Origin of the sequence: Pseudomonas siliginis (genome assembly GCF_024072275.1) — a bacterium.
Lineage (GTDB): Bacteria > Pseudomonadota > Gammaproteobacteria > Pseudomonadales > Pseudomonadaceae > Aquipseudomonas > Aquipseudomonas siliginis.
On sequence record NZ_CP099598.1, the window covers coordinates 3,428,147 to 3,450,155 of the forward strand.

Below are 22,009 nucleotides of genomic sequence, written 5' to 3' on the forward strand. Positions count from 1 at the left end.
CAGAATCTCGAAGCGGGCAAAAATTAAATGAAGAAATCCAGGCGGAAATAGATCGGCGCTTCACGCTCGGTCAGCGCGTCCGGTCGTTCCAGGGAATGCGCGAAAGTCACGCTGGCGGCCACATGCTGACCACGGGCGAACAGCTCCAGCGAGTTGCTCGACATGCGCCCATGCTGATCGCCGTTGTAGCGATCGCCACGAATCACGCCCTGGTCGTAACCGAGGCTGGTGCCGTATTCGGCGAACACCGGTTGCAGCCATTCGGCGGTCACCGGGCGGCTCCAGCGCAGGTCGTTGCGCCAGTAGCCACCACTGTCGCCGGACAGCGATTGATCCTTGTAGCCGCGGATCGACGCCGAGCCGCCGAGGCTGGTGCGCTGTGGGCTGAACAGCACGTCTTCGCTGCGCTGGCCGGTCATCAGGCTGCTGAAGCTGAAGGACTCACCGAGTAATTTGAACGGCTGCAAATAGCTCAGGGTTGCGGTGTATTTGCGGTAGCGTGCATCCGGTTCGCCGGGACCGGGATCGTGACTGCCCTGCGCATCGAAAGCACCAATGCCCTCCTGCATGCCTGCGTCGAAGTTGACGAAAGCGCTGCCGACACGACGGCCGTGGTTGAAGCCGAATTGGGCTTCGCTGATGCGATTGCTGCTCAGTTTGAGTTTGCTGTCTTCGATGAAGTTGTTGCTGCGCAGGTACGAAAGTCCCGCGCTGAGGGAGGTCTTGCTGACCGCGTCGCGATGGATCACGCGTTCGGCGCGCAACTGATGGTTTTCGCTGTCGCCGGTCTGCTTGAAGTTGTAGCCGTTGGCGGCAATCTGCGAGCGGTACTCGCTCTGGCTGTAGGTGTAACTGAACGTCCACCAGCCCCACGGCAGACTGTAATTGAGCATGGCGTTGTTGGAGGTGTGCTGGTGATCGGTCATCGCATCGTGACCGCCGCGCAGGCTCAGCTGGTCGGCCAGACCCAGCGGGCTGTCCCAGTCGAACGACGTGCCCCACTGCTGCTCGCCGGTGCTGCGCTGGCCATCGTTGCTGCGCGACAGGCCGGCGCGCCATGGCTTCTGCGGCGTGTTGGTCACGCGCACCTCGCTGCCGCCGACATTCTGCCCCGGCGCCAGCTCCATTTTGGCCTGGTTGGACGGCAGGCGATTGAGCTGGTCGACCATCTGCTCGATCTTGCGCAGGTTGACCAGTTCACCGCTTTTGCCGGGAAAGGCCATGGCCAGTTCGCGATCCGAGAGCCGGCTGTTTTCTGCGCCTTTCATGCCTTCGAGTTTGCCTTCGACCACGAGCACTTGCAGGTGCCCGGCGGACAGATCCTGTTGCGGCAGATAAGCGCGGCTGGTGACCAGACCTTTGTCGATGTAGTGATCGGTGATGACTTTGAGCAGCTCGTTGAGCTGCGGCACGCCGAGGCATTCGCCGATATAAGGCTTGAGCAGCCGCGCCTTGTCGCGCTCCGAGAGGCTGTCGGCGCCCTTGAGCTCGATGTCCTTGATGGTGAAGCAGCGCGTATCGGCGGGTGCTGTCGGTTGCGCCGGTTTGGCGTCTTTGCCGGGCAGATCCTTGAGTTCTTCGAGGCGCCGCTGCTGCTCTTCGAGCAAACGGTTCTGACGTTCGCGGATCAGGTCGGTTTCACCAGGAGTGGGCGCGGCCCAGGCAGAGTCAAGCGGAAAAAGGCAGAGCAGCGCCAGGCACAACCGCGCCGTGAAGGCGGGTGAAAACATGTTCGATCCCTCGACATAAAAAGTGACATCAAAATAGTGGCGCGATATTAGAGGGCCATCATTTTGACGTCAAACTTAAGTTTGTTCCGCTCATCGGGATTTGCCGCGCTTTCATACGGGTGAAACCAGCACCTGCGTACAAGTGGCGGGCGCGTTTTGCGCGGATAGTGGCCGTTGCCCATTCGGCATCTATTCTTGCCACACACGATCACAAGGAGTTTGCATGAGCACCTTCAAAACCCAAGACGGCACCGAGATCTATTACAAGGACTGGGGCAGCGGCAAGCCCGTGCTGTTCAGCCACGGCTGGCCGCTGGATGCCGACATGTGGGAATACCAGATGGAATACCTGAGCAGTCGCGGCTATCGCACCATCGCCTTCGACCGCCGTGGTTTCGGTCGCTCGGAGCAGCCGTGGACCGGTTATGACTACGACACCTTCGCCGATGACATCGCTGGCCTGATCAACCATTTGGACCTGCGCGACGTGACCCTGGTCGGCTTCTCCATGGGCGGCGGCGACGTCAGCCGCTACATCGCCCGCCACGGCAGCGAGCGCGTTGCCGGCCTGGTATTGCTCGGTGCGGTCACGCCGCTGTTCGGCAAGAAAGCCGACTTCGCCGATGGCGTCGACAAATCGGTGTTCGACGGCATCAAGGCTGGCCTGCTGAAGGACCGCGCGCAGTTCATCGCCGACTTCAACGCGCCGTTCTACGGCACCAATCAGGGCCAGAAAGTCTCTGACGGCGTGCTCACGCAAACCCTGAACATCGCGCTGATGGCCTCGCTCAAGGGCACCGTCGATTGCGTCACCGCATTCTCGGAAACCGACTTCCGCCCGGACATGGCCAAGATCGACGTGCCGACCCTTGTGATCCATGGTGACGGCGACCAGATCGTGCCGTTCGAAACCACCGGCAAGCAGGCCGCTGCGCAAATCAAAGGCGCTGAGTTGAAGGTTTACGCCGGCGCGCCGCACGGGTTCGCCGTAACCCATGCGCAGGCGTTGAATGAGGATCTGCTGGCGTTCCTCAACCGGTAATCCCGCCCGGCAAAAGCCGTAGTCAGATGCTGATGAACCAAGGCCCGCGCAATGCGGGCCTTGTGTTTTACGCTATGGTATTTTTCTGCGTCCACTACCCGGAGAAGGAAATCCCATGCTGCGACTACTCGGCAAAGCCTCATCGATCAACGTGCGCAAAGTGCTGTGGACCTGTGCCGAACTGGACATCCCGTTCGAGCGCGAAGACTGGGGTTCGGGTTTCAAGTCGCCAAACACGCCGGAGTTTCTCGCGCTGAATCCCTGCGCCATGGTGCCGGTGATCCAGGACGGCGATTTCACCTTGTGGGAATCAAACACGATCATTCGTTATCTGGCGACGCGTTACGGCGGCGCGCATTTGTATCCCGCTGAGCCTGTTGCCCGGGCGCGGGTCGATCAGTGGACCGACTGGCAGGCCTCGGAGCTGAATCGCTCGTGGTCGTATCCGCTAATGGCGCTGGTGCGCAAGTCGCCGGACTATCAGGATCGCGATGCCCTGGCCGCCGGCTGCCGGGACTGGACGCGCAACATGCAAATCCTCGATCGCCAACTGGAGAAGACCGGCGCTTACGTCAGTGGCGAGCAGTTTTCCCTGGCGGACATCCCGATCGGGCTGTCGGTCAATCGCTGGTTCGAAACGCCGCTCGATCACGGGGATCTTGCTGCGGTGCGCGCCTATTACGATCGCTTGAATCAGCGCGACGGTTATCGTTTGTACGGGCGCAACGGCACGCCATAAAGACATGCTCGATCAGGCTTGCTCACGCACCACGCCCCGCTCTTCAAGCAAGCGCACGAACATGCTCAGACTGCGCGACACCGTGCCCCGGCGCCACACCAGCCAAGTGGTCAGATAGCGGAAGTCCGCGGTCAGCGGCCAGACGCTGACCGTCGCGCTGCCGGGCATGCTTTGCAGCATTTTGCGCGGCATCAGTGCCAGGCCGGCACCGGCGCTGACGCAGGCGAGCATGCCGTGGTAGGACTCCATTTCGAAGATCTTGCCCGGTACGGCAGCGTCAGTGCTGAACCATTTTTCGAAATGATGCCGGTAAGAACAGTTGGAACGGAAGGCGTAGATGTTTTCGCCATTCACGTCCGCCGCACGCTCGACCGGTGAATGATTGAGCGGCGCGATGATGACCATTTCCTCCTCGAACGCCGGCACCCCTTCCAGGGCCGGATGCAGTACCGGGCCGTCGACGAATGCAGCGGCGAGACGCCCGGACAGCACACCGTCGATCATCGTCCCCGATGGCCCGGTTGAAAGATCGAGGTCGACCTTTGGGTGCTGCTGGTTGTACGCCGCCAGCAGTTCGGGGATACGCACCGCTGCGGTACTTTCCAGCGAGCCCAGCGGGAACGCGCCCTGGGGTTCCTCCCCCGCCACCGTGGCTCGGGCTTCCTGCACCAGATCGAGAATGCGCCGCGTGTATTCGAGAAAACTCCACCCGGCCGGCGACAGGCGCAATCGGCTTTTCTCACGGATGAACAGATCGACGCCGAGATCCTGCTCAAGCTGTTTGATCCGTGTGGTCAGGTTCGACGGCACGCGGTGGATCTGCGTGGCGGCGGCGCTGATGCTGCCGTGCTCGGCCACGGCCTTGAAGATTTCCAGTTGCACCAAATCCAAAGTCATTCTCCAATCGTGAAAGAAACGCTCTTTATTATTCAGTTTCCAGAAAACTAACGCCACCCTACTCTAGGCCCATCCGACGAACCTACAGGACAACGTCATGAGCCAGATTTCCAGCCAGACCCACGCCATCTCGATCAACCCCGCCACCGGTGAGCAGATCGGGCAATACGCGTTTGAATCCGCCGTTGCCCTTGATGCGGCACTGACTCGCGCTGCCTTCGCTTTCGGCAAGTGGAAGCGCAAGCCGCTGCAGGATCGTTCGCGCCTTTTGACCGCCCTCGCCGGCGCGCTGCGTGAAACCTCAGAAGCGATGGCAACCATGATCACCCAGGAAATGGGCAAGCCGATCGCCCAGGCCCGTGGCGAAATCGAGAAATGCGCCAAGCTCTGCGAGTGGTACGCCGAACACGGCCCAGCCATGCTCGACGCCGAGGCGACTCAGGTGGAAGGCGGCAAGGCGCGCATCGAGTACCGCCCGCTGGGGCCGATTCTGGCGGTAATGCCGTGGAATTTCCCGATCTGGCAAGTGCTGCGCGGCGCGGTGCCGACGCTGATCGCTGGCAACACCTACGTACTGAAGCACGCGCCAAACGTGATGGGCAGCGCTTATCTGTTGCGCGATGCGTTTGTTCGTGCCGGTTTCCCGGATGGCGTGTTTGAGGTGATCAACGTCACCCCGGAAGGCGTTTCCAGCGCCATCGCCGATTCGCGCATCGCCGCTGTGACGCTGACCGGCAGCGTCCGCGCCGGCATGGCCATCGGCGCTCAGGCCGGTGCGGCGTTGAAGAAATGCGTGCTGGAACTCGGCGGCTCCGATCCGTTCATCGTGCTTAATGACGCCGATCTGGATGAGGCGGTGCACGCGGCGGTGGTCGGTCGTTATCAGAATTCCGGCCAGGTCTGCGCGGCTGCCAAACGTCTGATCATCGAACAAGGTGTGGTCGAGGAATTCACCCGCAAGTTCGTTGAAGCGACACGCCAGTTGAAAGTGGGCGATCCGCTGAACGCCGACACTTACATCGGGCCGATGGCGCGGTTCGATCTGCGCGATGAGCTGGATCAGCAAGTGCGCGACACGTTGGAGGAAGGCGCGACGCTGTTGCTGGGGGGCGGCAAGGTTGAGGGTTCGGGCAACTACTATGAGCCGACGGTACTGGCGGATGTCACCGACCGCATGACTTCGTTCAAGCAAGAGCTGTTCGGCCCGGTCGCTTCGATCATCACCGCCCGCGATTGCGCACACGCCGTGGCCTTGGCCAACGACAGCGATTTCGGCCTGACCGCGACTATCTACACCGCGAACGTGGCGCTGGCTGAGCAACTGACCAGTGAACTGGAAACCGGCGGCGTGTTCATCAACGGCTACTCCGCCAGCGATCCGCGTGTGACCTTCGGCGGCGTGAAAAAAAGCGGCTTCGGTCGTGAGCTGTCGCACTTTGGCGTACGGGAATTCTGCAACGCGCAGACCGTGTGGCTGGATCGCAAATAAGCCGGATGCTGTAAAACCTGTGGGAGCGAGCCTGCTCGCGAAAGCGGTGTATCAAGCGATGAAGATGCCGAATCCACCGGCGCCATCGCTGGCAAGCCAGCTCCCACAAATACTGCGGTGGAAACTGATACAGCAAACACCATAGAACCCTGTGGGAGCTGGCTTGCCAGCGATGGCGGTGCATCAGCCAGCATTTATACCGGCTGATTCACCGCTTTCGTGAGCAAGCTCACTCCCACAAGTCCACGCAATTTACAGATATTTCAGCCAGCTGATGTCCCGCCGCCGCGCTTTCAATGCAGAGAACCAGCGCACCGCCGGGAACAGCACCACGGCAAGAACCACCGCCGCCAGCCACACCGCCGTCACCGTCGAAAAGCCGAAATAGCTGCCCTGATTCAGGCCGAACAGCGCCACACCGATCAGGTACAACACCTTCAACACATACAAGTGCAGCAGATAGAAAAACATCGGTGCCGAGCCGAACACCGTCAGCCAGCCAATCCAGCGGCGACTCTGCACGCGCTCAAAGGCGAGCAACAGCAACAGCCCCACGCTCACAGTCAGCGCGATGAACAGCAGCGATGGCGGGTATTTGGTGATGTTGAAAAAGCTCATCAGTGTCTGCACCAGCGAATCGCTGATCGCCCACGGTTTTTCGCCGTAGCCGTTAATCAAGCGCAGCACCACAAATCCCAGCAATCCACCGACCCCGGCAATCAGCAAACGACGCTGACGCACCGCCGCGTCCATGCCGCGAGCAAACCACGGCCCCAGCGCATAGCCCAGGCCGATTACACCAATCCACGGCAGCAGCGGGTACGAGGTGCGCAGGCGCAGGGTTTCGCTGATCTCGATCCAGCCTCGATCATGCAGAATCGCCCAAGGCACATGCAGCGCCGACTCGACCGGGAAATGCAGCGTATCAAGCAAGTTGTGCCCGGCGATGATCGCCACGCTCAGCGTCAGCAGCAGCGCACGTGGCAACCAGACCAGCAGCGCCAGCGCGATCATGCTCAGGCCGATCGCCCAGATCACTTGCAGGTAAATCACGCTCGGCGGCAACTGGAAGGTCCAGGCGAAGTTGACCAAGGTGAACTCCAGCGCCACGAGGAACAATCCACGCTTGAACAGAAACGCGCTGACATCGGCTTTACCGGCGTATTTTTCGCCGTAGAGCCATGCCGACAAACCGGTCAGCAAGACGAACACCGGCGCACACAGATGCGCCAGAGTGCGGCTGAAAAACAGCGCCGGCTCGGTGCTGGCGATGTCCATCGGATCGTAGACCTGGCGATGCAGCAGGAAGGTTTCGCGCACGTGATCGAGCAGCATGAACAGGATCACCAGGCCTCGGAGCGCATCAATGGACAGCAGCCGGCCAGTCGTCAATGAGGCAGAACGGGGAAGCACTGGGGTCATGGATCTTTCGCAATCGAGAGGGATAACACCGGACAGCCACAACGCCGCCCGCAAATTTCGCGTTACCTTATAACACCAGAAAAACAAAACCCAAACATGCAGCATCGAAGTTGCCCATCAGCGCCAGCCTTCTATAGTGAACAGATCCGCCCTGCCCTTGAGCGCTGTCCATGGTCAACACCGAACACCTGATCATTTGCGAGCACTGTGATTGTGTGTACGAGAAAGTCGTGCTCGCCCAACACCAGAAAACCCTGTGCGTGCGCTGCGGTGGCGTGCTGCAGCGCTTCAACGGCCTGACCATCGAGCAGCGTCTGGCGCTGACGTTCACGGCGGCGATGCTGTGGCTGTTCGCCAATTTCTACCCGGTGATGAGCATCAGCCTCAAAGGCATGAAAAACAGCGCAACCCTTTGGGATTCGGTGCTTGCTCTGAGTCAGGGGCCGATTACGTTCATTGCAATGGTCGCGGCGATTGCGATCATCATCGCCCCGGCATTTCAGCTGGTGTTGCTGGTCTGGGTGTTGAGTTTTGCCCTCGGCCTGCGTCGGGCACCGGGGTTCAATCTGTGCATGCGCTGGCTGGAAACCCTGCGCCCGTGGAGCATGCTCGAAGTGTGTCTGCTGGGGGCGATGGTCGCGGTGTTCAAACTCGCCGGACTGCTCGATGTGCTGCCGGGGATCGGCCTGTTCGCCCTGGCGGTGCTGAGCCTGATGATGATCCGCATTGCCGGCCGGGACATTCGCGAACTGTGGGACATTTTATGAAGCGTCCACCGACCGCCAGCGAACTCAACCTGTGCCTGTGCCACAGCTGTGGCCTGGCCTGTGACATGACCGACGAGCCACACCAGTGCCCGCGCTGTGATGCGCCGTTGCACCGGCGCAAGACCAATTCGCTGGCGCGCACCTGGGCGTACATGCTCGCCGCGCTGGCGTTTTATGTTCCCGCCAATCTGCTGCCGGTGATGAATACCGTGATGCTCGGCAACGGCGCCGACAGCACGATCATGAGTGGCGTGCTGGAGTTCTGGGAGGCCGGGGCGTGGGATATTGCGCTGATCATTTTCATCGCCAGCATCGCGGTGCCGGGAATCAAATTCGTCGCCCTGACCTTGCTGCTGGTCACCGTGCAGCGCAACAGCGATTGGGCGCGCAGGGAGCGTTCGAAGCTGTACCGCTTCGTCGAACTGATCGGCTACTGGTCGATGCTCGATGTGCTGGTGGTCGCGCTGGTCGCGGCGCTGGTGAAATTCCAGGCGCTGGGCGATATCGAGCCACGACCGGGCATCCTCTTCTTCGGCCTGGTCGTGGTGTTCACCATGCTCGCGGCGATGAGTTTCGACCCGCGCCTGATCTGGGACAAGGACACCAGCGACACGGTCAGCGACGCAGGGTCTGGAGCAGCACCTGCAACGGATGGCGCAGCGCCTGATCCGACTGGCGCTTGACCTGGCTGCGGCAGGAATAGCCGGTCGCCAACGCCTCGCCCTGCTCCGCCGGAGCCTGCACCTGACGCGCCCACGACTGCTCATAAATGATTGCTGAGGTCTGGCGATTACGTGCTTCGTGGCCGTAGGTACCGGACATGCCGCAGCAACCGGTGGCTTGCGTGGCCAGCTGCAAGCCGGCCCGTTGGAACACCTGTTCCCATTGGCGGGTCGCGGCCGGCGCGTTGGTTTTCTCCGTACAATGGGCGAGCAGACGGAACGCTTTCGGCTGAGCATCAGGCGTCCGTTCTGGCATGACCTTGAGCAACCATTCCTGCACCAGCGCCACTTCAGGACATTCATTCAGGCCCGGTACTTTCAGGTATTCCTGGCGATAGACCAGAGTCATCGCCGGATCCAGCCCCAGCAAAAGCACCCCGGTCTGCGCCAGCGCCTGCAACTGCTCAGCATTACGCAAAGCCGCGCGATTGAACGCCGAGAGAAAGCCCTGCACATGCAGCGGTTTGCCATTGGCGCTGAACGGCGCCAGATACACCTGATAACCCAACCGCGAAATCAGCTCGACCAGATCAGCCAGCAGCGGCGCTTCGAAGTAGCGGGTGAAGGCGTCCTGCACGATAACCACGCTGCGTTCGCGTTGCTCTGGGGTCAGCGCCGACAGCGTTGCAACCGTTGCTGGCTGCACCTGCCAACGGCGCATCGCTGCGTGGAAATCGAAACGGCTGAGCAACGGCACATCGACCATGCCACCGATCCGCGCCAGTGCGCCACGCACCCAGCCAGCGCCCATCAGACCGTTGTACAGCGCCGGAATCCGCGCCATATAGGGAATGGTGTATTCCAGCGAGGCAATCAGGTAATCCCGTGCCGGCCGCAGATAACGACTGTGATACAGCTCGAGAAAACGCGAGCGGAATTCCGGCACGTTGACCTTGACCGGGCACTGCCCCGCGCAGGATTTGCAGGCCAGGCAACCGGCCATGGCGTCATACACTTCATGGGAGAAGTCCGCCGACGGATCGCGGCTGTTGCGCCAGCGCTGCCACAGCGAGCGGAAAAAAGCCGGTTTGCGAATCGCATCCGAGAGCACGTCGACGCCCGCCTCGCCCTGCAACCGCAGCCATTCACGAATCAGCGAAGCGCGGCCCTTGGGCGACTGCGCGCGTTCGCGGGTGGCTTTCCACGACGGGCACATGGCGTCATCGGGATCGAAGTTGTAGCAGGCGCCGTTGCCATTGCAGTGCATGGCCGCGCCGTAGCTTTGCCAGACTTTCTCGTCGATCTGCCGATCCAGCTCGCCGCGCAGGGTCACTTCGTCGATCTTCAGCAATGCCGCGCCGCCGTTGGCCGGCGTGGCGATTTTGCCAGGGTTGAACTGATTGAGCGGGTCGAACGCGGCTTTCAAGGCTTGCAGCGCCGGGTACAACTCGCCGAAGAATGCCGGCGCGTACTCCGAACGCAGGCCCTTTCCATGCTCGCCCCAGAGCAGGCCGCCGTAGCGCTGGGTCAACGCGGCGACGCCATCAGACACCGGGCGTACCAGCGCCGCTTGCTGCGGGTCTTTCATGTCGAGAATCGGCCGCACGTGCAGTACGCCGGCGTCAACATGGCCGAACATACCGTACTGCAAACCGTGGCTGTCGAGCAGCTCGCGCAGCTCGGCGATGTATTCGGCCAAATGCTGCGGCGGCACTGCGGTGTCTTCGACGAAAGGCTGCGGGCGGGCTTCGCCGGCGACGTTGCCGAGCAGGCCCACCGCCCGTTTGCGCATGCCATAGACCTTGTTCACCGCTGCCTGACCGATCGCCAGTGTATGTCCGAGGCGCTCCACGGTGCGGTCGCTTTGCAGATGTTCGAGGAACGCTTCGACGCGGCGCTGCAGGTCTTCGGGATCGTCACCGCAGAACTCGACCAGGTTGATGCCCAGAGTCGGTCGCTCAGGGTTTTCGGGAAAATATTCGGCAACGCCGTGCCAGACGATGTCCTGCATCGCCAGCAGCAAGACCTTGGAATCGACGGTTTCAATCGACAACGGCTTGAGCGCCATCAACGCCCGCGCATCGCGCAGGGCATCCATGAACCCGGCGTAGCGGATATTCACCAGCATCGTGTGCTTGGGAATCGGCAGCACGTTGAGCCGCGCTTCGACGACGAAGCCCAGCGAGCCCTCCGCGCCACACAGCACGCTGTTGAGGTTGAAGCGCTGGTCGGCCTCACGCAGGTGCGCCAGGTCATAACCGGTCAAGCAGCGGTTGAGATCCGGAAAGCGTGCCTTGATCAGCTCGCCCTGTTCATCAATGATCTGCCGCGCACAACGATAGACTTCGCCGACCCGATCGTCGCGGGCGCACTGCGTTTCAAGCTCGTCCTCCGTCAGCGGCAGACCGTGCAAACGCTCGCCGCCGCGCAGGATCATCTCCAGTTCCAGCACATGGTCGCGGGTCTTGCCGTAGGTGCAACTGCCTTGGCCACTGGCGTCGGTATTGATCATGCCGCCGACCGTGGCGCGATTGGAGGTCGACAGTTCCGGGGCGAAGAACAGCCCGGCGGATTTCAACGCGGCGTTGAGCTGATCCTTGACCACCCCGGCCTGCACCCGCACCCAGCGCTGTTCAACGTTGATTTCCAGAATGCGATTCATGTGCCGCGACAGGTCGACGACGATACCGTCCGTCAGCGATTGACCGTTGGTGCCGGTGCCACCGCCACGCGGGGTGATCACCACTTTCTCGTACGCCGGTTCGGCAATCAGCCGTGCGACACGTGCCACATCATCCGCATCCAGCGGAAACACAGCGGCTTGCGGCAGGCGCTGATAGATCGAGTTGTCGGTCGCGAGTACCACGCGGCTGGCGTAATCAGCGCTGATTTCACCGCGAAAGCCGCTGTCTTTCAGGGCGGCGAGGAATTGTTGGTAATCGCCGGTCAAGGCTTTGGCGGGCGACAGCTGGGCAATCATTGGTCGGGTTATCTCGGTCAAATCGGGCTGTGTGGCGGTGAACAGTTGTGCGCAAGGAATGATTGCGTCAGGCTCCGCCATCTGATTGCGCCCATGTTCATTGCTGGCCAGCCATGGAACAAGCGTAATTTCGACCCGCTATCGATGAGTTTTACGAATGAATCCGCGCACCCTCACACCGTCCATGTCGCTGCTGCTGGCTTTCGAGGCCGCCGCTCGTCATGAGAGTTACACCCGCGCCGCCCATGAACTGTCACTGACGCAGAGCGCGGTCAGCCGCCAGGTACAGATTCTCGAGAAGATGCTCGGCATGCGCTTGTTCAGCCGCGAAGGCCGGCAGGTGGTGCTGACGGATGTCGGGCGCATGTATCAGCGCGAACTCAGCGAAGCCCTCGGGCAGATTCGCAGCGCAACCTTGCAGGCAATGGCGTTTGGTTCGGGCATCCACAGCCTGCGCCTGGCGACGCTGCCGACCTTCGGCTCGAAATGGCTGCTGCCACGGTTGAAGGATTTCTACACGGCGCACCCGGGCATGACCGTGCACCTGCACTCGCGGATCGAAACCATCGACTTCGATACCAGCGAAATCGACGCGGCGATCTGCGTCGGCGGCGGTGAATGGCCAGGCCTGACCGCCCTGCCCCTGCACACCGAAGAACTGGTGGCCATTGCCAGCGCGCAGTTGTCGGCAACGGAACGCGAGGAGGCCGAACGGCACATTGCCGGGCAGTTGCTGCTCAACGTCAGCAGCAATGCCCAGGCATGGGCGGAATGGTTCAGCCATCACCAACTTGCGCATCGCAGCATGCGGATCGGACCGAGCTTTGAAATGACCTCGCACTTGATCCAGGCGGTACGCGCCAATATCGGTGTTGGCCTGGTGCCGCGAATTCTGGTCGAAGACGAATTGCTCAAGGGCGAATTGCTGCAACTGGGCGAGCCGATTACCAGCCGACGCAGCTATTACCTGGTGTACCCGCCGCGTAATGAGAATCTGCCTTCGTTGAAGGCGTTCAGGGATTGGCTGATTGATACCCTCTGAAGGATCGAGTCGCGGCCATTCGCGAGCAGGCTCGCTCCCACAGGGAAACGTATGTCAAGTGTGGGAGCGAGCCTGCTCGCGAAGAAGCCAGTCGCAACGAACTTAAAACCTCGGCTTGACCGCCCGCCAATCCGCCTTGTACCGCTGCATCTGCCGCACATCATCCCTCTGGCGAATCCCGCACGTCAGGTACTGGTCATGCAGCTTGGCCAGTTGCTCATGGTCCAGTTCCAGCCCCAACCCCGGCGCACGGCTGATCTTCACACAGCCATCGACAATCGGCAGCTTGCCGCCCTTGATCACTTCCTCGTCCGGCTCCTGCCACGGGTAATGGGTGTCGCAGGCGTAATCCAGATTCGGCACCGCCGCCGCGACGTGCGCCATGGCCATCAGGCTGATGCCCAGGTGCGAGTTGGAATGCATCGACACGCCGAGGCCAAACACATCGCACATTTTCGCCAGCGTCTGCGTATCCCGCAGGCCACCCCAGTAATGGTGGTCGGCGAGGACGATTTGCACGCTGTTCTGCGCAACGCTGCGGCGGAACTCGTCGAAATCGGTAACGACCATATTGGTCGCCAAGGGCAGACCGGTGCGCTTGTGCAGTTCGGCCATGCCATCAAGGCCCGGGGTCGGGTCTTCGTAATACTGCAGATCATCGCCGAGCAGTTCGGCCATGCGAATCGCTGTCCCCAGCGACCAGTTGCCGTTCGGATCGATGCGCAGCGGAAAACCCGGAAAGGCTTTCTTCAGTGCCTTGATGCATGCCACCTCATGCTCCGGCGGCAAGGTGCCGGCCTTGAGCTTGATGCTCTTGAAACCGTACGCCTCGATCATCCGCGCTGCCTGCGCGACGATCTGTTGCTCGCTCAGGGCTTCGCCCCAGTTATCTGGCTTGTAGGGGGAGTCGATATGTTCGGCGTATTTGAAAAACAGGTAGGCGCTGAACGGCACTTCATCGCGGATCGCGCCGCCGAGCAGGTCCACCAGCGGCACGTTCAGGTAGTGCGCCTGCAAATCGAGAAACGCCACTTCGAATGCCGAGTAGGCATTGCTCACCGCTTTGCTGGCGTGGGAACCGGGGGCCAGTTCGGCACCAGCGACGCCGGCGGGTTTATTCGCCGCCACGGTGGCCTGCACGATCGCGCGCAATTGATTGAGGTTGAACGGATCGAGGCCGATCAACTGGCTCTGCAATTGTTGCTGGATCGCCAGCGCCGGGGCATCGCCGTAGCTTTCGCCGAGGCCGATGTAGCCGTTGTCACTTTCAATCTCGATGATCGAGCGCAGAGCAAAGGGTTCGTGGATGCCGCTGGCGTTGAGCAGTGGCGGATCGCGAAAGGCAATCGGGGTGACGCTGACACGGGTGATTTTCAAGATAACGCTCCTGACAGATCAACAATCGATTCAGTGGCTCGCAGCCGGACGAGCCGGCGCCACAACGGCGGCTTCGTCACTTGGCTTTGCCGGGGTTTTATCTTTGGCGCCAGGCGCCGTGCGGGCGAAGAAGATCACCACGGCAGCGATCAGCGATGTCGCCGCCAGGCCATACAGGCCGCCCTCGATGGAGCCGGTGGTTTGTTCAAGGATGCCGAACGCGGTCGGCGCGACGAAGCCGCCAAGGTTGCCGATGGAGTTGATCAGCGCGATCACCGCCGCCGCAATGCGCGCATCCAGATAGCTCTGCGGAATCGGCCAGAACAGCGCCGACGCCGCTTTGAAACCGATGGCGGCGAAGCAGATCGCGACAAATGCAAACACCGGGCCGCCCGTGGTCGACATGAACATACCGATGGCGGCGATCACCAGGGTCAGCGCGACCCAGGCCTGCTGGAATTTCCACTTGCCGGCCAGCGCCGCGAAGCCGTACATGGCGACAATCGAAATGATCCACGGAATGGAGTTGAGCAGCCCGACCTGGAAATCACCGAGGTTGCCCATCTTCTTGATCATGCTCGGTAGCCAGAAGGTTGCGCCGTAGATGGTCAGGGCAATGGAAAAGTAGATGAAGCAGAACAGCGCGATCTGCCGGTCGGCCAACAGTTTGAACATCGACGGCTTGGCGACTTGTACCGCTTCGCGAGCGCGCTGCTCCTCGGCAATCGCCGCGACCAGCGCTTCACGCTCCTCCTCGCTCAGCCACTTGGCTTGGCGCGGGTGCGATTGCAGCCAGAACCAGACGAAAGCACACAGCACCACCGACGCTGCGCCTTCGATCAGAAACATCCACTGCCAGCCGTGCATGCCCAATCCGCTGATATGCAACAGCGCACCGGACACCGGGCCGGAAATGACCGAGGCAATCGCCGAGCCGCTAAGGAACACCGCCATGGTTTTGCCGCGCTCGGACGCTGGCAGCCATTGGGTGAAGTAGTAAATGATTCCCGGGAAGAACCCGGCCTCAGCCGCGCCAAGAATAAAGCGCAGTACGTAGAAACTGGTTTCGCCCTGAACAAAGGCCATGGCCATGGCCGCAGCGCCCCAGGTAAACATGATCCGCGTCAGCCAGACCCGCGCGCCGTAGCGCTGCAACAGCATGTTCGACGGCACTTCGAACAGCGCATAACCGATGAAAAACAATCCGGCGCCAAGTCCATAAGCCGCTGCGCCAATGCCCAGATCGGTCTCCAGATGACTGCGCACGAAACCGATATTGACCCGGTCGATGTAGTTGACGATGAACATCACCACGAACAGCGGCAGTACGTGGCGTTTGACCTTGGCGGCGGCGCGGGCGAGCACCGTGATGTCCGGCGGACTCTGGAGGGTTTTCAAGGGGCGACTCCCGATCTTGTTTTTTTAGGGATGACTTGAAGCAATGAGCCGATCATGGACGTCGTGCATTGATCCCGTCTAATCTAAACAGGCATTCGATTGATACCTGGATTAGATCAATGTTCGAACTCACCCAACTGCGCTGCTTTACCACGGTCGCCACCGAACTCAACTTCCGCCGCGCAGCCGAGCGTCTGAACATGACGCAGCCGCCGCTGAGTCGGCAGATCCAGTTGCTGGAGCATCACCTTGGCGTCGAGCTGTTCACCCGCAGCACACGCAGCGTTGCGCTGACGGCGGCAGGCCGGGCATTTTTCGTTGAAGCGCAGAATCTGCTGGAGCGCGCCCAGCAAGCAGCGATCACCGCACGCCGGTTTGCCGAGGGCGATATTGGTTCGGTGAACATCGCGTTTGTCGGCAGCGCGGTGTATGAGTTTCTGCCCAAGGTGATCGCCGAAGCGCGACTTAAACAGCCCCAGGTGAAAATCGATCTGGCAGAGATGAACACCTATCAACAGCACGAGGCGTTGCGAGCTCGCCGTATCGACCTGGGCATCGCACGGGCGCCATTGCAGGAACCGGGCTATGCCACCGAATGCCTGGTGCGCGAACCATTTGTGCTGGCAGTGCCCAGCGGGCACAAGTTGGCAAACGCGACTGAAGTGTCTGTCGCCGATCTGGATAAACAACCATTCCTGATGTACTCCCATGAAGCCTATCCGCCGTTCAACGAACTGTTGACCGGCACGCTACGCTCAGCGCGGGTGGCGCCGGATTACGTGCAGTGGCTGGGCTCGTCGCTGACGATTCTGGCGCTGGTCAACGCTGGCATGGGTCTGGCGCTGGTACCGCGTTGCGCTACCAGCGTGGTGTTCAGGAATGTGGTGTTTCGCGAGATCGATCTGGGCGAAGGGGTGCAAAGCGAACTGCATCTGATCTGGCGGGAGAACAATGACAACCCGGCGTTCGCGATGTTGCTGGAGGCGATTCGCCGGGCGGTGGTGCAGGGTTGGGGCTGAAAATTATTGTGGCAACCTGTATTTGAGCGGAGGCGGAGCGCTCGGGGCTTTGATCAACGGCTCCTCCAGCGGCTTGCCGTCAGGCCCTGTGAACAGGCGTTCGTATTGCTTTGGCATTGGTCGCGGTGCTCTTGCAGTCGTCATGATGAACCCTCTGATACCGGGCTGAATTCAACCCACTTAACTTGCGCGGAATCTATCAGCAAAATTTCGGCACCAAAAGGAGTCGACTTGCCATCGTCATTGACCCAACGTGGATTCTGCATCACGAACTGGCCGCAACTGGATTCGGACGGCCACTCGACAGGCCAGCCAAACACGCGCCTCTCGTCATGTAAATGCAGGGTTATGAACCGGTCGAATTGGGCAAAGGCGCAGAACCATTCACTGGGGAAAGAAGATTGTTTCGTGACGTTTCGCTTACGTAACCAGCCGTGCAATTTGTCACTCGTAGCCAGGTAACAGGCAAACAAACCCAGCATCAGCGAAAACACAAATGCCCAGAGCGTTTGCGCCCGATCATCCCAGTTTCCTAATGAAAAACCCTTCGAGCCAATCCACAAACAGAGGTTGCCCACCGCCAACACCGCGCCCTGAATCACAAAAGTAAATATCAGCGCCTGCACGATCTGGCCGAACGTATCCGGTCGCTTGAATGCCGTAAGTGAATAGAAGATCCAGGTCGATAGAAACCCGGGGATGAGGTACTGCAACAGCGGAATGATGTCCTTGACCAGATCATCCATGATCCGAGGCTCCTTTCAGTCATGCCGAACCCGTCACGGGCCGACATTCAAAGCCTAGTCAAGGATCCTGCTGCGCCTCGCGGGCAACTGTCACAGCTCATTGCGAGCGTTTGACTGGAGTCTCCATCCGATGAAAAAAGGCAGACACCGAACTTCGGTGTCTGCCTTTTTTTGGGCGAATCGGGCGCCTGTTCTACAGGCAATCACGCACCGATTGGCGCAGCGATCCGGACTTGGCCCACGGCGGCCCCTGGTAGAGGGACACCTTGCTACCGTCCTTGTATTTGACGATATCGAGAATCTCATCCGCCGTGATAATGCTCGGCGCGGTAATCCGGTAGCCGTTGGAAATCGACGTCTGCGAGGTCCTGGCAACATCCTTCTGCCACAACGGTAACAAACACGCAGCATATTCCTTGGGTGGCTTGTCACTGGCCTTGCTGAGGTTTGGCTCGCCCGGCACCAGCGACGCCGGTAACGAGCACCCCGTCAACATAGCAAGTGCCAGACTGCCGATCCATACGCGCATGTTGTTTACCTGTGCGGAAAAAAGCTGAATGTACCGTTTAACCGCTTGCACATCCATCGTGGCAACCCGCCGTTACCGGCGTTTGGACAATTTTTCACATCGGTTCAGCCGGGCGTCAGATGACTTGGCCGCATCCGGGAAAATGCGACTACTCTTTTCTACCGAGAACGTTCAGGAGGTGATCATGCGGCTCAATGAATACGAACACGAACTTCAACGGGATTTGCAAAGCGTGGCGTCGGACCTGAGATGGTCGGCGGTCGATCTCAAGCGCATCGCTGAACAACTGCGTAAATCCGGCAACGAGGCAGACGCCCAGACCGTGTTGCGGTCGTGCGAAATCCTGCAAAGCGACGAAGAGAGATTGCAGATCTATGCCAAGGAGGTAAAAGCCCGGACCATCAGCCGAATCAAGGTGCACTGACAAGCGTTCCAAAGCCACAAATAAGAAGCCCCGGTCGAAACCGGGGCTCTTTCGTTATAACGCATCAACTGACGTTCTGGCTTTGCACCCGTTTGGGGCGTTGCTTGTAACCAGGAAGCGCCGCCGCATAGGCCATCGCTTCCTCCCTGCTGGTGAATGACGCCAACCGGTCGCCCTGAGTGCATACCCGCCACGGGCCGTTGTTCACACTGAGCACATCGTAACCATTCATGTGCAGCTTGTTCAGCATTGGAATGCTCATAAGCACCTCCCTTTTGCCAACGGTGTTTTCGGTGTACAGGCCCACCTTACACCCGGTACCTGCTTCGTTGTAAACCCGAACTCACCCTGCATTCGTCAATCCACTGGCACTTTTTGCTGGGCAAGTAGCTCCCAATCAACGGGGAACCTTTAAATCTGCTTGCGGCTCGAATATTGCAGTTTAATTACATTTTTATGACAAGCATCAGCAGGGCATTCATGAAAGTACGCGCTACCGTCATTTGCGAACAGGATCGGCATATCCTCCTGGTGCGCAAACCCCGCCATCACTGGTCGCTGCCCGGAGGCAAGATCGAGCCCGGGGAAACCCGCGCGGCGGCTGCCGTTCGCGAGCTGGAAGAAGAAACCGGGCTGAATGCCGAGGACGTCCTGTATCTGATGGATCTGCAGGCGGGCAGTACGCGACATCACGTTTATGAGGCGTCGGTGGTCAACATCGACGACGTGCGCCCGCAGAATGAAATCGTCGATTGCATCTGGTATCCGCTCGATGCCCTGCACAATCTTGAAACCAACGACGCGACACGGCGCATCGTGCAGGCCTTTCAACGCCGTTTATGACAATCAGCCGGCGAACGCCCGGCGACCGGCGCTGATTTCCGTGCGCAACTCACCGATGAAATTGGAAATATCGCGAATCGTCACCAGATGTTCGGGAGAAACGCCGTCAAGCAACAACTCGACACGCCCACTGCCCGGCTCATACACCTTGATCCGCAACAGACCTTGTCCGGTCGGTGTGCAATCACACTTGAACGTGGGGAAGCCTGACTCGACGATCCGGCAAATATCGGCAATGGCAAGCATGGACGGGCGCCTCGCAGGCGGAGAATCGATCCATCGAGCATAGACGTACGGTCTGTTAATTGCCCGCTCGGGAATGCCAAGCCGATCACAACTCACTCACGCCATTCAATGCGCGTCGTGATCCCAGATCCAGTTCCACATACCGGGCAGATTCACCGGCTCAGCGCTTTGTTGAACCGTACGCACCAACGCGGCTTTTTCCAGTGCGGCCTGATCGTCGTAGAACGGCTTGTCGGCGAGTCTGACCCCGCTCGCCGCCGCGCTATCGAGCAGAATCTGCAGATATTCGCGAGTGTGGCGCGCGGTGTAGCGATTGAGATCATGGAACGTCACCACGACCGGAATCACGCCATCCACGGTCGGCAATTGACCCACCGCGATGCGCTCGCGCACTTCCGATAACTGCCGCAGCATGTTCGCCCGACGCCGAGGGCTGGCGTTGAAGCCCCAGATCTTGCCGTCGTTGGCACTCAGGTCCGTGAGCAAGACGTGCAAGCCGTGTTTTTGATAGGCCGCAAATGTGCGCTTGTCGTAGTTCCAGAACGGTGGGCGCAACAGCTTGGGCGGCGCTCCGGTGATGGCGGCAATGTCAGCGCTGCCATCGGTCAGCGATTGCTCCAGCTCTTGCGGATCGAGCGAGCGATGGTTGGTGTGCCAGTGGGTTGCGGTGTGAAAGGCGAGAATATGCCCCTCGGCGTGTTCACGACGCATCAGGCTGCGACCGATCTCGCTGTTGCCTGCTCTGGGTGCTCGGGTCTGCACGAAAAACACGGCTTTGATGTTTGCCTGCAGCGGATTGCTTTTGAGGCTGTCGAGCACCGTCGCCGTGGGATTCCACCATCCTGAAGCGCTGGGGCCATCGTCAAACGTCAGCAGAAAACGTACGGGGACCTGAGCCTTCAGGCGCGTTTCGGTTTGCGTGGTCATTTCAATCGGCGCGGCGATGCAACCGGCCAGACCGAGCGCGATGAGCGCAACACAAAGAAGTTTGCATCCGGATGTCATGTCTTGCCCCGAGGCCGCGGCCGTGGTGTTGTCGAATGGCAAACCTCCCTCGCCTTTGTCCATCCCTGCGCGGCTATCCGCGAGCGCAGGTTGGATAAGGTACACAGGGTTTGGTTCCGGTGCTGGTTTCAGTGCGTCATCGGCCAGGCACATCGGCATGTCCGACTAGACTCAAATTTCCTCAAGGAGATTTCAGCCATGTGCGGAAGACTCACGCAGTACCGTGGGATTCACGATTTCGTCGCGGTGCTCAGCATCCCCGATGCGTTGATCAATCACGTTGGCGATGCGCCGCTCAATCGCTACAACGCAGCGCCCACCACTGCGCTGGCGGTTCTGCACCAGCACGAACAGGCCATTCATGCCGACAATCTGCGCTGGGGCTGGCGGCCGCATTGGGCCAAGGATCGTGCCGCGCCCATCAACGCACGGGTGGAAAAAGTCGCCCATGGCGCGTTCTTCCGGGCGATCTGGCGGCAGCGGCTAATTGTGCCGGTCGACAACTGGTTTGAATGGGTTGATACCGGGGAAAAATCCCGACAGCCCTGGTTGATTCGTCGGGCGGATCAGGCTCCGGTTTTCTGTGCTGGTATCGGCCAGTTTCCGGCACCGGGGGTTGTGCCGAGGGAGGACGACGGGTTCGTCATCATCACCGCTGACAGCCTGGGCGGCCTCCTCGATATTCACGACCGCCGCCCAGTGGTCTTCGATTCGACGCGGGCTCGGGAATGGCTTGATCCGGCTACGCCGCTGGAACGCGCCGAGCAGATGCTGCTGTTTGAAGGCGAGCCCAGTGATGCCTTCGAATGGTACAAAGTCGGCAAAGCGGTCGGTAATACGCGTAATCAAGGTGCGCAATTGATAGAACGAGTCGACTAAATAATTACTTCACTGCTGCGTTAATCAAGCGAGCCCGTCACTGAATCCCGCGCGTTACAAAAAGTGTTTCAACCGCGATACAACCCCCATAAAACAGCCGTTTGAGCGAATCAACCGCCTGTCAGACATTTCGACAGTCATACATACATTTCCCCGCGCTGCGGATAGCATGCGCGCCGCCTTTCCGATTGGTATACCAGTTGACCAAAGAGTCAAAGAAATCAGGAATCCATCAACAACTTTCAAGCCTTGCAGAGAAATAAGTGAGCGACGATTTTGCAATCAAACAGGTCAGCGGCCTGAAGTGTGTCCATCTGTCCAAGACAGAACGCCTGGAACTCGACTGTTTTATCGGCCATTACATCAAGACCCGAAACCTGCACAGCGTGCCCGATATCGAACGCACCCTGCGCAGCACCCTCGAGGGATATCCCGGCCATCCGCCGGTGATGGTCAATGAGCTCAATGCGTGGATCGATCGAACGTTGGGGTATCGAGCGACCTACCCGGATTTCACGCAGCTGGAAGACTTCTGAAACGCGAAGAGCCCCGCTGATGCGGGGCTCTTCGTATGCGCTGTTCAAGGTTTCAGAGGACGCTCCTGGTCGCGGTCCGACAGCTCGCGGCTGTCATCATGCTTCCAGGTTTTTTCCTGCCTCTTCTGCTGCTCGATTTCTTCTTCCGTTGGCTCATCATCTTCCGCGCGCGTTTGCTCAGTTGCCATGTGCACCTCACCTCAGAACAGTTGATGATCGTTAAAGGGTAGAACACTT

Annotated in this window: 23 protein-coding genes; 11 read left to right on the forward strand and 12 right to left on the reverse strand. The window is 60.0% G+C overall.

The genetic code is table 11. The features are described 5' to 3' along the window. Window positions 1-23 precede the first annotated feature (23 nt). Entirely contained in the window at window positions 24-1,730 is a 1,707-nt protein-coding gene (locus tag NF676_RS15695) for a ShlB/FhaC/HecB family hemolysin secretion/activation protein (protein ID WP_252886358.1), read from the reverse strand. Window positions 1,731-1,953: 223 nt separating this feature from the next. On the opposite strand from NF676_RS15695, the gene NF676_RS15700 reads away from it, so the two are divergent. Further along, a complete protein-coding gene (locus tag NF676_RS15700) occupies window positions 1,954-2,772 on the forward strand; it encodes an alpha/beta fold hydrolase (protein WP_095180222.1) in 819 nt (272 codons plus the stop codon). 115 nt (window positions 2,773-2,887) lie between these two features. Next, complete coding sequence (locus NF676_RS15705; protein WP_056789310.1) at window positions 2,888-3,511, forward strand: glutathione S-transferase family protein; 624 nt, start codon at window positions 2,888-2,890, stop codon at window positions 3,509-3,511. Between the two features lie 12 nt (window positions 3,512-3,523). Here NF676_RS15705 and ptrR read toward each other — a convergent pair whose 3' ends face one another. Beyond that, the gene (ptrR, locus tag NF676_RS15710) at window positions 3,524-4,402 is read right to left on the reverse strand and encodes a putrescine utilization regulator PtrR (RefSeq protein ID WP_038862196.1); all 879 of its coding nucleotides are present in this window, start codon (window positions 4,400-4,402) and stop codon (window positions 3,524-3,526) included. Between the two features lie 103 nt (window positions 4,403-4,505). On the opposite strand from ptrR, the gene NF676_RS15715 reads away from it, so the two are divergent. Beyond that, window positions 4,506-5,897 (forward strand): aldehyde dehydrogenase family protein, encoded by a 1,392-nt coding sequence (locus tag NF676_RS15715; RefSeq protein ID WP_150635061.1) that lies wholly within the window; start codon window positions 4,506-4,508, stop codon window positions 5,895-5,897. A 252-nt stretch (window positions 5,898-6,149) separates the two neighbouring features. Here NF676_RS15715 and NF676_RS15720 read toward each other — a convergent pair whose 3' ends face one another. Then, on the reverse strand, window positions 6,150-7,319 hold the full coding sequence (locus NF676_RS15720) for an acetyltransferase domain-containing protein (RefSeq protein WP_252886359.1): 1,170 nt from the start codon (window positions 7,317-7,319) through the stop codon (window positions 6,150-6,152). Window positions 7,320-7,489: 170 nt separating this feature from the next. Between NF676_RS15720 and NF676_RS15725 the strand changes: the two genes are divergently transcribed. Then, window positions 7,490-8,086, forward strand: a complete 597-nt coding sequence (locus tag NF676_RS15725; RefSeq protein ID WP_041480769.1) for a paraquat-inducible protein A — start codon at window positions 7,490-7,492, stop codon at window positions 8,084-8,086. Next, window positions 8,083-8,769 (forward strand): paraquat-inducible protein A, encoded by a 687-nt coding sequence (locus tag NF676_RS15730; RefSeq protein WP_150741026.1) that lies wholly within the window; start codon window positions 8,083-8,085, stop codon window positions 8,767-8,769. Before NF676_RS15725 ends, NF676_RS15730 begins: the two co-directional genes overlap by 4 nt. Here NF676_RS15730 and ydiJ read toward each other — a convergent pair. Further along, window positions 8,702-11,728 carry a D-2-hydroxyglutarate dehydrogenase YdiJ gene (gene ydiJ, locus NF676_RS15735; protein ID WP_252886360.1) on the reverse strand — a complete coding sequence of 1,009 codons (3,027 nt, stop codon included), beginning with the start codon at window positions 11,726-11,728 and terminating at the stop codon, window positions 8,702-8,704. The genes NF676_RS15730 and ydiJ overlap by 68 nt on opposite strands. Before the next feature lie 157 nt (window positions 11,729-11,885). On the opposite strand from ydiJ, the gene NF676_RS15740 reads away from it, so the two are divergent. Then, window positions 11,886-12,770: a LysR substrate-binding domain-containing protein gene (locus NF676_RS15740; protein WP_236168672.1), complete on the forward strand. Its 885-nt coding sequence runs from the start codon at window positions 11,886-11,888 to the stop codon at window positions 12,768-12,770. A 102-nt stretch (window positions 12,771-12,872) separates the two neighbouring features. On the opposite strand, the gene NF676_RS15745 is transcribed toward NF676_RS15740, so the two are convergent. Continuing rightward, a complete protein-coding gene (locus tag NF676_RS15745) occupies window positions 12,873-14,147 on the reverse strand; it encodes a glucarate dehydratase family protein (RefSeq protein ID WP_252886361.1) in 1,275 nt (424 codons plus the stop codon). 30 nt (window positions 14,148-14,177) lie between these two features. Beyond that, window positions 14,178-15,545: an MFS transporter gene (locus NF676_RS15750; protein ID WP_041480776.1), complete on the reverse strand. Its 1,368-nt coding sequence runs from the start codon at window positions 15,543-15,545 to the stop codon at window positions 14,178-14,180. A 119-nt stretch (window positions 15,546-15,664) separates the two neighbouring features. Here NF676_RS15750 and NF676_RS15755 point away from each other — a divergent pair, with 119 nt between their 5' ends. After that, window positions 15,665-16,564, forward strand: a complete 900-nt coding sequence (locus tag NF676_RS15755) for a LysR family transcriptional regulator (protein WP_056789291.1) — start codon at window positions 15,665-15,667, stop codon at window positions 16,562-16,564. A 140-nt stretch (window positions 16,565-16,704) separates the two neighbouring features. Here NF676_RS15755 and NF676_RS15760 read toward each other — a convergent pair whose 3' ends face one another. Together NF676_RS15760 and NF676_RS15765 are read right to left on the reverse strand one after the other, a co-directional pair. Then, window positions 16,705-17,310 (reverse strand): DUF6338 family protein, encoded by a 606-nt coding sequence (locus NF676_RS15760; protein WP_016775068.1) that lies wholly within the window; start codon window positions 17,308-17,310, stop codon window positions 16,705-16,707. Window positions 17,311-17,503: 193 nt separating this feature from the next. Beyond that, window positions 17,504-17,839 carry a hypothetical protein gene (locus NF676_RS15765; RefSeq protein ID WP_252886362.1) on the reverse strand — a complete coding sequence of 112 codons (336 nt, stop codon included), beginning with the start codon at window positions 17,837-17,839 and terminating at the stop codon, window positions 17,504-17,506. A gap of 184 nt (window positions 17,840-18,023) precedes the next feature. Here NF676_RS15765 and NF676_RS15770 point away from each other — a divergent pair, with 184 nt between their 5' ends. Next, window positions 18,024-18,263, forward strand: coding sequence for a hypothetical protein (locus NF676_RS15770; protein ID WP_041480783.1), 240 nt, complete (start codon window positions 18,024-18,026; stop codon window positions 18,261-18,263). A 64-nt stretch (window positions 18,264-18,327) separates the two neighbouring features. Here the strand turns inward: NF676_RS15770 and NF676_RS15775 are convergent, their stop codons facing one another. Then, the gene (locus NF676_RS15775; RefSeq protein WP_056789288.1) at window positions 18,328-18,525 is read right to left on the reverse strand and encodes a hypothetical protein; all 198 of its coding nucleotides are present in this window, start codon (window positions 18,523-18,525) and stop codon (window positions 18,328-18,330) included. Between the two features lie 218 nt (window positions 18,526-18,743). On the opposite strand from NF676_RS15775, the gene NF676_RS15780 reads away from it, so the two are divergent. Then, complete coding sequence (locus tag NF676_RS15780; protein ID WP_150741031.1) at window positions 18,744-19,106, forward strand: NUDIX hydrolase; 363 nt, start codon at window positions 18,744-18,746, stop codon at window positions 19,104-19,106. Window positions 19,107-19,109: 3 nt separating this feature from the next. On the opposite strand, the gene NF676_RS15785 is transcribed toward NF676_RS15780, so the two are convergent. Further along, a complete protein-coding gene (locus NF676_RS15785) occupies window positions 19,110-19,352 on the reverse strand; it encodes a DUF1652 domain-containing protein (RefSeq protein WP_016775073.1) in 243 nt (80 codons plus the stop codon). A 105-nt stretch (window positions 19,353-19,457) separates the two neighbouring features. Then, window positions 19,458-20,357 carry a polysaccharide deacetylase family protein gene (locus tag NF676_RS15790; protein ID WP_252886363.1) on the reverse strand — a complete coding sequence of 300 codons (900 nt, stop codon included), beginning with the start codon at window positions 20,355-20,357 and terminating at the stop codon, window positions 19,458-19,460. 198 nt (window positions 20,358-20,555) lie between these two features. On the opposite strand from NF676_RS15790, the gene NF676_RS15795 reads away from it, so the two are divergent. Continuing rightward, window positions 20,556-21,236 carry an SOS response-associated peptidase gene (locus tag NF676_RS15795; protein WP_252886364.1) on the forward strand — a complete coding sequence of 227 codons (681 nt, stop codon included), beginning with the start codon at window positions 20,556-20,558 and terminating at the stop codon, window positions 21,234-21,236. A gap of 263 nt (window positions 21,237-21,499) precedes the next feature. Beyond that, window positions 21,500-21,772, forward strand: coding sequence for a hypothetical protein (locus tag NF676_RS15800; protein WP_041480791.1), 273 nt, complete (start codon window positions 21,500-21,502; stop codon window positions 21,770-21,772). A gap of 44 nt (window positions 21,773-21,816) precedes the next feature. Here the strand turns inward: NF676_RS15800 and NF676_RS15805 are convergent, their stop codons facing one another. Further along, entirely contained in the window at window positions 21,817-21,960 is a 144-nt protein-coding gene (locus tag NF676_RS15805; RefSeq protein WP_164488351.1) for a hypothetical protein, read from the reverse strand. Window positions 21,961-22,009: the final 49 nt, after the last annotated feature.

What these genes read in the sequence shown, in the direction of transcription:
- NF676_RS15775 (WP_056789288.1), bottom strand. Translation starts at nt 18,525, where the DNA reads ATGAGCATTCCAATGCTGAACAAGCTGCACATGAATGGTTACGATGTG.
- NF676_RS15765 (WP_252886362.1), bottom strand. Translation starts at nt 17,839, where the DNA reads ATGCGCGTATGGATCGGCAGTCTGGCACTTGCTATGTTGACGGGGTGC.
- ydiJ (WP_252886360.1), bottom strand. Translation starts at nt 11,728, where the DNA reads ATGATTGCCCAGCTGTCGCCCGCCAAAGCCTTGACCGGCGATTACCAA.
- NF676_RS15695 (WP_252886358.1), bottom strand. Translation starts at nt 1,730, where the DNA reads ATGTTTTCACCCGCCTTCACGGCGCGGTTGTGCCTGGCGCTGCTCTGC.
- NF676_RS15725 (WP_041480769.1), top strand. Translation starts at nt 7,490, where the DNA reads ATGGTCAACACCGAACACCTGATCATTTGCGAGCACTGTGATTGTGTG.
- NF676_RS15740 (WP_236168672.1), top strand. Translation starts at nt 11,886, where the DNA reads ATGAATCCGCGCACCCTCACACCGTCCATGTCGCTGCTGCTGGCTTTC.
- NF676_RS15700 (WP_095180222.1), top strand. Translation starts at nt 1,954, where the DNA reads ATGAGCACCTTCAAAACCCAAGACGGCACCGAGATCTATTACAAGGAC.
- NF676_RS15705 (WP_056789310.1), top strand. Translation starts at nt 2,888, where the DNA reads ATGCTGCGACTACTCGGCAAAGCCTCATCGATCAACGTGCGCAAAGTG.
- NF676_RS15720 (WP_252886359.1), bottom strand. Translation starts at nt 7,319, where the DNA reads ATGACCCCAGTGCTTCCCCGTTCTGCCTCATTGACGACTGGCCGGCTG.
- NF676_RS15715 (WP_150635061.1), top strand. Translation starts at nt 4,506, where the DNA reads ATGAGCCAGATTTCCAGCCAGACCCACGCCATCTCGATCAACCCCGCC.
- NF676_RS15805 (WP_164488351.1), bottom strand. Translation starts at nt 21,960, where the DNA reads ATGGCAACTGAGCAAACGCGCGCGGAAGATGATGAGCCAACGGAAGAA.
- NF676_RS15730 (WP_150741026.1), top strand. Translation starts at nt 8,083, where the DNA reads ATGAAGCGTCCACCGACCGCCAGCGAACTCAACCTGTGCCTGTGCCAC.
- NF676_RS15770 (WP_041480783.1), top strand. Translation starts at nt 18,024, where the DNA reads ATGCGGCTCAATGAATACGAACACGAACTTCAACGGGATTTGCAAAGC.
- NF676_RS15785 (WP_016775073.1), bottom strand. Translation starts at nt 19,352, where the DNA reads ATGCTTGCCATTGCCGATATTTGCCGGATCGTCGAGTCAGGCTTCCCC.
- NF676_RS15760 (WP_016775068.1), bottom strand. Translation starts at nt 17,310, where the DNA reads ATGGATGATCTGGTCAAGGACATCATTCCGCTGTTGCAGTACCTCATC.
- NF676_RS15790 (WP_252886363.1), bottom strand. Translation starts at nt 20,357, where the DNA reads ATGACATCCGGATGCAAACTTCTTTGTGTTGCGCTCATCGCGCTCGGT.
- NF676_RS15795 (WP_252886364.1), top strand. Translation starts at nt 20,556, where the DNA reads ATGTGCGGAAGACTCACGCAGTACCGTGGGATTCACGATTTCGTCGCG.
- NF676_RS15755 (WP_056789291.1), top strand. Translation starts at nt 15,665, where the DNA reads ATGTTCGAACTCACCCAACTGCGCTGCTTTACCACGGTCGCCACCGAA.
- NF676_RS15780 (WP_150741031.1), top strand. Translation starts at nt 18,744, where the DNA reads ATGAAAGTACGCGCTACCGTCATTTGCGAACAGGATCGGCATATCCTC.